A 7,910-nucleotide genomic window follows, 5' to 3' on the forward strand; every position below is an offset into this window, starting at 1 on the left:
TGGGTATCCGGGCGTGTGGTTGCTGGCGATGGTGCCGCCGTTGTGGCGCACGGTGATGGACAAGAAGGTGCTCGAGCACTACGGCTACGACATGAACAAGGTCAATGTCGCCCCGGAGAAGCGCGAGCAGCTGTTCGCCAAGTACCACCATCCGTTGGAGACGTCGAACGCCGGCAAGAAGGCCGCCGCCTGACGGTTGGCTGTCGCTGCCGATGTGCCAGGAACCAGGGCCCCGGCTCGCAAAGGGTCGGGGCCCTTTTTTGACACTGCCCCATGTACGCGCAATGCGGGGAACCAAAGCGAGGAGAGCGCGAATGATCGGATACGTCACGCTGGGGACCAATGACATGCCCGCGGCCGCGGCCTTTTATGACGCGTTGCTCGGCGAGCTCGGCGCCGGCCGTTTCATCGAAACGGACCGCCTGATCGCCTGGGCGGTGGCGCCCGGCCAGCCGATGCTGGCGGTGTGCACGCCGTGGGACGGCAAGCCGGCGAGTACCGGCAACGGGCAGATGGTTGCCCTGGCCGCCGGCTCCGAGGAGAACGTGCGCAAGCTGCATGGCAAGGCCCTGGAGCTGGGTGCCATCAACGAAGGCGACCCCGGCGAGCGTATGCAGGGCTTCTACGGTGGGTATTTCCGCGACCCGGACGGCAACAAGCTGGTCGCGTTCACCATGGGTTGAGACAACGGCCGATCACCGGCGCGGGTCACTGCGCCAAGCGCAACAGGCAGGAGATCATCATGGCGAGTCAGATGGAGACGGTGTCGGGCCCCACTTTGCCCGACACGTTGAACTATATCGGCGGCGAATGGACCGACGACGGGGACGCCGAGCGCCTCGCGGTGTTCGATCCCGCGACCGGGCGCCAGATCGGGGAGATCCCGCGGAGCACGCCGGCGGCCGTGGATCGTGCGGTGAGTGCCGCCCAAAAGGCCTTCGACAATCCCGAGTGGCGCGACATGCCGCCGATGGAGCGCGAGGCGTGTCTGCACCGCCTGGCCGACCTGATGGAACGCGACGCGGACGAGCTGGCCCGGATCGAGTCGCTGGACCAGGGCAAGCCGCTGGCGTTCTCCAGCACCCTGGACGTTCCGGCGTCGATCGCCCTGCTGCGCTATTTCGCCGGCTGGCCGTCGAAGCTCGGCGGTCGGACCGTGACGCCCGCGGTGAACGGACCCGCCTTCCACGCCTATACGCGCCGCGAGCCCGTGGGTGTGGTGGGGGCCATCGTGCCGTGGAACTATCCGCTGCTGCTGGCGATGTTCAAGCTCGCGCCGGCGCTGGCCGCCGGCTGCACGGTGGTGCTCAAGCCCGCGGAGCTGACCCCGTTCTCGACCCTGCGGCTGGGGCAACTGATCGAGGAAGCAGGCTTTGCGCCCGGCACGGTCAACATCGTGCTCGGCGACGGCTCGACCGGCGCGGCGATCGTCGAGCACCCGGGTGTGGCCAAGATCACCTTCACCGGCTCCACCTCAGTGGGCAAGAAGATCGCGGCGCGCTGCGGCCAGGATCTACGACGGGTGACGCTCGAGCTGGGCAACAAGACGCCCGTGGTCATCATGCCGGATGCCGACCCGCAGGTGGCCATTCCGGGGGCGACGCAGGCGTCCTTCGTGAACACGGGCCAGATCTGCTTTGCGGGCTCGCGCCTGTTCGTGCCGCGCAAGACCATGGACCGCACCCTGGCCGACATCGCCGAGGAGGCGGCCAAGCTCAAGATCGGACCGGGCCTGGAGCCGGACACGATGCTCGGGCCGATCGTGAGCGAGGGCCAGGCCAACGGCATCATGGCCGACATGCAGGCCGGTCTGAAGTCCGGCGCCTCGCTGTACAGCGGCGGCGAGCGCCTGTCGCGCGAGGGCTATTTCATCGAGCCCACCATCCTGGTGACCGAGGACCCCGACAACGTCGTCTATCGCAAGGAGCTGTTCGGGCCGGTGCTCACCGCCACCCCCTACGACGACATCGAGGACATCGCGGCCATGGCCAACGACACCGACTACGGTCTGGCCGCGCACGTCTACACGCGGGACCTGTCCGCCGCCCACCGGCTCGCGGCCAGGATCCAGGCCGGCACGATCTGGGTGAACTGTGACCAGATCAGCGTGGACGTCAACCTGCCGTTCGGCGGATTCAAGGAATCGGGCTGGGGACGCGACAACGGCGAGGAGGTCTTCGAGCACTACCTGGAGACCAAGACCGTCATGATGAAGGTCGGGTAAGGGGCTGAGATCGATTCCTCTCCGGGCCCGAACGGTTTGCGGGGACTAGTGCCCAGGCTTGGATGGGCAGTTGATTTGCAAATAATGAGGTGGAGTTAAATGGGCGAGAACAGAAAAATAATATTGGTAGAGCGTCCCCGGTATCGTATGCCGACGCATAATTGCTTCAAGCTCGAACGGGGACCGATTCCCGAGCCCGGGGAGGAGGAGTTTCTCGTGCGTACTCTCTGGCTAGGGCTTGATCCATATTTGCATGGCCGGATGAAACGCGTCAGCCCGCAGGCGGAGCCTGTGGCGATCGGGGATGTGATGGTCGGCGCAACCGTCGGTCGCGTGGAACAATCGAATCATCCTGCGTATGAGCCCGGTGAGCTGGTGGTTGGCTTCTGGGGATGGCAAGACTACGCGATATCCAATGGCAGTCGGATATTGAAGCTCAAGACACAGTTAGAGCAGGAGCACCCATCGTATGCGCTTGGCGCCCTGAGCCGACTAACCGGTTTGGTGGCGTATATCAGCATTATGGAAATTTCAAAGCCGCGCGCGGGCGAGACTGTCGTCATCGGGGCGGCCACGGGCGGATTAGGTCAGATAGCCGGGCAATTGGCAAAGCTGCAAGGTACCAGGGCTGTAGGCATAGCCGGGTCACAGAAAAAATGCGATTTTGCAGTTGATGAACTCGGCTACGATGCATGCGTATGCTACAAGGACGATGATTTTGCCGATCAGCTGAAAAATGCATGCCCCGAAGGGGTCGATGTGTACGTGCAGACGATCGGCGGAGATGATCTCGATGCGGTTATGCCCTTGCTGAATCTTTATGCGCGGATGCCGGTTCTGGGTGTTATTGCGATGTGGTCGGCCGCCGATCTACCCACCGGCCCCGATAGGACAATGCTCTTTTTGAACCAGGTCATGACCAAGCGTCTTCGTGTCGAAGGCGTGGTAGGAAATGATTATTTCCAAAGCCATTTCGGTGTATTCCAGAGAGAGATGGCGACCTGGATTCGAAACGGCGATATAAAAATTGTTGAACATGTCGTTCCGGACCTTGAAGATGCTCCCATGGCCTTACAAGGTATGTTCCAGAGCGCCGATGAGCATCTTGGTAAACTGGTGGTTCATGTCGGTGATTGAACAGCTGACTGACGGAACATAATTTCGGCGTAATAAACTCGAGCCTCCGTCTCTCCTCCCATGTGTAGAAATTAAACCATTTTTTAATAAAATAAAATTAAGGCCTAATATTTCGTGCGACTTAATAGAAGTTACTTGATGTAAATCAAGGATCGACTTCCGGCTGTTAGCCAGAATAAGGATGCGGTAATAGCTGGAGTCCTATGATGGAAGAAATTAATATTCGTTTGTTCGACCTTGCTGTCTATTCAATGTTGCTTATCGGCATAGTCTATATGATTTCTGGAATGTACCATGATGTGCGTTGGCGAAAGCGGCGTCTGGAATGGGCAATCTCTAGGGAGCCCCTCCATTCGCTGCTTACCAATCTGGGCGTACCACTCATGCGTCATGTGCGGCAATCGGATGCTGAGGAACTTTCGCGTCAGTTGTATCAGTGTCGTGACTGCGCGATTCATGACACTTGCGTGCAGGCGCAGCAGCAACATGGAGCGAAGGTGTTGCTAGCGTCTTGTCCTAATGGCGCAGTGTTGGGATCCTACCTGGCCAATCGTTGACGCAGTATGTCCGGAACAACCCCCGCCAAGCCGGCGGGGGTTGTTCCGGTTTCTTGGATCGGCACTCACGGCGAGAGGCTCGTGTCTTGTATTCGGCCTTCCCCAGCCGCGCATGATACCCGAGCCGGGTTGAATACCTGCGGCATCGGCTCCCTTTAAGCACCCGCGTTAAGCGTTGATAGGGCACAGCCCGTGATCCGCCGCGTACCAGCGGACCTGGGGAGCCGCGGGCTTTGTTACGCCTCCGTGACTCGCATGCCACCGACATTGACTAAACCGCGTTGCGCAAAACCTTCCTTTAGAGAGGGGCGTAGTGGCCGTTGTCTAATTTTAAAATGTATCAGATGAATGGATTGTGCCCGGACGCCCGCCTCTTCCGACTAAATAGAATGCAGGATGCGGGAGCCGTGAATTCGACTGGCATGTGTTCGTATAGAAATACATGTCATGGATATTCGGGCCACCGAAAGAAGTTAGTTTGATAGATAGTTAATGCTAAGGGAAAAACATGAAGCGTAGGTTTCAGTGCCCAGCGTGTGGTTATACCTATGATGAAAAAATAGGTGATTCAGATGAGGGTTTTCCGGCCGGGACAAGTTGGGATGCCATTCCGGACGATTGGTTCTGCCCCGATTGTGCCGTCCGTGACAAGGTCGATTTTTCCCAGGTGGGCGAATCGGCTGAAGAATCGGCCGATGCTCCGAAACGGGGTCGGGAAATTAGTAACAGAACGGCGCGCGTCACAAGCGAAGGTAAGACAGGATGAGTACACAGGGTAAAAAATGGCAGTGCATTGTCTGCGGGTTTCTCTATGACGAGGCAATGGGCATGCCCGAGGAAGGAGTGATGCCTGGAACGGCCTGGGCGGATGTCCCGGAAGATTGGACCTGTCCGGACTGCGGGGCGCCAAAGTCGGATTTCGACATGTTTGAGTTGGCTGTCTAGAGCGTCGTGTCGTGGTAGAAAGAATGGAACAAATGGTTGTCGTTGGAACCGGCCAGGCCGGCGTTGGCTTTGCGAGAGAATTTCGCAGGAAGTGCCCGGATGTGCCGCTATGTCTTGTTACCCACGACGACGGTTCGGTTTATTACAAGCCCAACCTGTCCAAATCCCTGGGTAGCGGGAAGCTGCGCGATGACCTGATCACGGCGACGGCATGCGATCTGGCATCCAGCCTCAATGCCGAGGTGCTCACGCATGCCGAAGTGACAGCGATTGACGCGCCGAACCGATGCCTGTCCATAGGGAGCGAACACCTGGAATACACCAAGCTCGTGCTTGCCTGCGGTTCGCGGCCCTTCGTGCCGATGATCGAAGGAGCGCGAGCCGCCGACATATTGACGGTCAACGACCTCGAGGACTATGCGGCGCTGGCGGGAGCTCTGCGAGGTAAGCGACGCATTGCCATTATCGGGGGCGGTTTGATCGGTTGCGAATTTGCAAACGATCTTGCTAGTGCTGGCTACGAGGTCTCGGTTATCGATCTCGCCGATTGGCCCATGGCCCATTTGCTTCCCGAGTCGCTCGGACGTGCACTGGAGGAATCCCTTTCCGGGCTCGGAGTGAAGTGGTTTCTGGGGAATACGGCCAAGTCTGTGGATGGCGCTTCCGTTGGAACCCGGTTAGAGCTCAGCGATGAGCGTACCGTGGATGCGGATGTCGTCCTCAGTGCGGTCGGTAGCAGGCCCGATACGGCACTTGCCGTACAGGCGGGACTCGAAGTCGCGAATGGCGTATTGGTGGATGCCTACCTGCGGAGCAGTGACCCCAACATTTTTGCGTTGGGCGACTGTGCCAGCATTCAGGGACGAGTGCGCCCCTTCATAGCGCCGATAATCCATTCGGCGAAAGCGCTTGCCGGCACCGTAGCGGCGGACGATACGCCTGTGCATTTCCCGCCGCTCCCGGTCGTGGTCAAGACCCCGGCCTGCCCGACCGTCGCCCTCCCGCCGACGGATCAATCTGCGGGGAATTGGCACGTCGAAGGACAGGGGACGGATTTGGAGGCGCTTTTCCTGGATGCCAGCGGGGTACCCCGAGGTTTTGCGCTGACCGGCGCCGCCACTTCCCGCCGTCAGACCCTGGTCCGCCAAATGGCTTCCCGCCCGGCGGCGGAGAGTGCATGAGCTTGGGCTGTAATCGAGAAGTCGCGGATCAAGCGGCATGCGATCTCTTTAAGGAATCGGAGGAAACGAATGTACGATTACGTCATCGTCGGAGCAGGCTCCGCCGGATGCGCGCTGGCCAATCGCCTCTCGGCGGATCCGTCGATAAGCGTGTGTCTGCTCGAGGCCGGGAAAAGGGATCGCAGTCCTCTCGTTCATATCCCGTTGGGTGTTGCGGGGATCATGCCGACGCGGCACGCGAACTGGGCTTTCCAGACGGAACCGCAGCCCGGTCTGGGCGACAGACGCGGCTACCAGCCGCGGGGCAAGGTCCTGGGCGGCAGCAGTTCGATCAACGCGATGATTTATATCCGCGGGCACCGTTCCGACTACGACGCGTGGTCGCAGGAGGGCAATCCCGGCTGGTCGTTCGATGAGGTCTTGCCGTACTTCAAGCGCTCAGAAAACCAGGAGCGCGGTGCGAATGAGCATCACGGTATCGGCGGGCCGCTTAACGTTGCCGATCTGCGTTCTCCGCACGCGATCTGCGAATCGTTCATTGCGGCCGGCCAGCAGAAGGGTTATGCGCGCATTGAGGACTTCAACGGGCCCGATATCACGGAAGGGGTCGGCTATTATCAAGTCACCCAGCAGGAGGGGGCCCGGTGTAGCGCCGCAACGGCTTTCCTGACGCCGATCCTCGACCGGCCCAACCTCACGGTTGTTACCGAGGCCCATGCGACCCGGGTTTTGTTCGACGGCAAGCGTGCCACGGGGGTTCGCTACCGCAAGAATGACCAGGGCCACGAGATCACGGCGAACAGGGAGGTGATACTCAGCGCAGGTGCGCTGCAATCGCCCCAGCTGCTCATGCTCTCGGGCATCGGTCCCCGGGACGAGCTGGAGCGCCACGGCATCGAGTTGCGGCACGAGCTGCCGGGAGTGGGGCAGAACCTGCAGGACCACATCGACTACGTGACCGCCGTAACATCTCCCTCGAAAGAGACGATAGGCCTGTCGGTCCCCGGGAGCTGGGACATGCTTCGGGCGATGAACGACTACCGTCGGTATCGCATCGGCAAACTGACGAGCAACGTGGCGGAAGCCGGCGGCTTCCTGCGGAGCGATCCCGGTATCGATGTGCCGGACCTGCAACTGCACTTCGTCGTCACCATACTCGATGACCATGGGCGCAAGCTGCATGCCGGTCATGGCTACTCCTGCCATGTCTGTCTCCTGCGGCCGAAAAGCCGGGGCCGTGTCGGGTTGCACAGCGCCAATCCCATGGCCGCGCCTGTCATCGATCCGGGCTTCCTGAGCGAAGAGGAAGACATGCAAAAGATGGTCCGCGGATTCAAGTTGATGCGCGAAATCCTCTCTGCCCCCGCATTGGCGTCCTACCGAGGGAGGGATCTCTACACTGCCGACGTTCGTACCGACGAGGAGATCCGGGAGGTCATTCGCCAGCGTGCCGATACCGTGTATCACCCAATAGGTACGTGCCGGATGGGTCACGATGAGGGGGCGGTAGTCGACAGCGAATTGAAGGTCCACGGCATTGATGGTCTGCGCGTGGTGGACGCATCCGTCATGCCGACCATCGTGAGCGGCAATACGAATGCTCCGACGATCATGATCGGCGAGAAAGCGTCGGATATGATCCTCTTCGCTACACGCTCATCGTCGTCCAGTCGTGAGAAAGAGCAAAGCCACCAAGGGAGTCAGCCGGTCTGGCCCGTGGAGGCAACTGTCTGAGTCTTGCGTCCGGCGACTACGTTTCCTCCCCCGTTTACCGGCGGCCCTCCTCTCGGCCGCCGGCTTTTTTGTATGGAGCATTGGTTCCAATGGTCCTGGTGCCCTCGTCGACCCTGCCTTTCGTAGGGCCAT

7 protein-coding genes and 2 pseudogenes are annotated in these 7,910 nt (G+C 60.3%); all 9 read left to right on the forward strand.

What is annotated here, in order from left to right; genetic code table 11:
- Positions 1 to 193, forward strand: a pseudogene (locus RM532_RS15610) (alkane 1-monooxygenase); the annotation flags it as partial.
- A 121-nt stretch (positions 194 to 314) separates the two neighbouring features.
- Entirely contained in the window at positions 315 to 683 is a 369-nt protein-coding gene (locus RM532_RS15615; RefSeq protein ID WP_311654269.1) for a VOC family protein, read from the forward strand.
- 59 nt (positions 684 to 742) lie between these two features.
- Complete coding sequence (locus RM532_RS15620) at positions 743 to 2,224, forward strand: aldehyde dehydrogenase family protein (RefSeq protein WP_311654270.1); 1,482 nt, start codon at positions 743 to 745, stop codon at positions 2,222 to 2,224.
- Between the two features lie 99 nt (positions 2,225 to 2,323).
- Positions 2,324 to 3,361 carry an NADP-dependent oxidoreductase gene (locus RM532_RS15625; RefSeq protein ID WP_311654271.1) on the forward strand — a complete coding sequence of 346 codons (1,038 nt, stop codon included), beginning with the start codon at positions 2,324 to 2,326 and terminating at the stop codon, positions 3,359 to 3,361.
- 203 nt (positions 3,362 to 3,564) lie between these two features.
- Complete coding sequence (locus tag RM532_RS15630; RefSeq protein WP_311654272.1) at positions 3,565 to 3,918, forward strand: PHD finger domain-containing protein; 354 nt, start codon at positions 3,565 to 3,567, stop codon at positions 3,916 to 3,918.
- A gap of 508 nt (positions 3,919 to 4,426) precedes the next feature.
- A pseudogene (locus RM532_RS15635) lies at positions 4,427 to 4,591 on the forward strand (rubredoxin); the annotation flags it as partial.
- A gap of 89 nt (positions 4,592 to 4,680) precedes the next feature.
- A complete protein-coding gene (locus RM532_RS15640; RefSeq protein WP_311654273.1) occupies positions 4,681 to 4,863 on the forward strand; it encodes a rubredoxin in 183 nt (60 codons plus the stop codon).
- Positions 4,864 to 4,886: 23 nt separating this feature from the next.
- Positions 4,887 to 6,044 carry an NAD(P)/FAD-dependent oxidoreductase gene (locus tag RM532_RS15645; RefSeq protein WP_311654274.1) on the forward strand — a complete coding sequence of 386 codons (1,158 nt, stop codon included), beginning with the start codon at positions 4,887 to 4,889 and terminating at the stop codon, positions 6,042 to 6,044.
- Between the two features lie 69 nt (positions 6,045 to 6,113).
- Positions 6,114 to 7,778 carry a GMC family oxidoreductase gene (locus RM532_RS15650; RefSeq protein ID WP_311654275.1) on the forward strand — a complete coding sequence of 555 codons (1,665 nt, stop codon included), beginning with the start codon at positions 6,114 to 6,116 and terminating at the stop codon, positions 7,776 to 7,778.
- The last annotated feature ends 132 nt before the right edge of the window (positions 7,779 to 7,910 follow it).

Source organism: Spectribacter hydrogenoxidans (assembly GCF_031846275.1).
Lineage (GTDB): Bacteria > Pseudomonadota > Gammaproteobacteria > Nevskiales > Salinisphaeraceae > Spectribacter > Spectribacter hydrogenoxidans.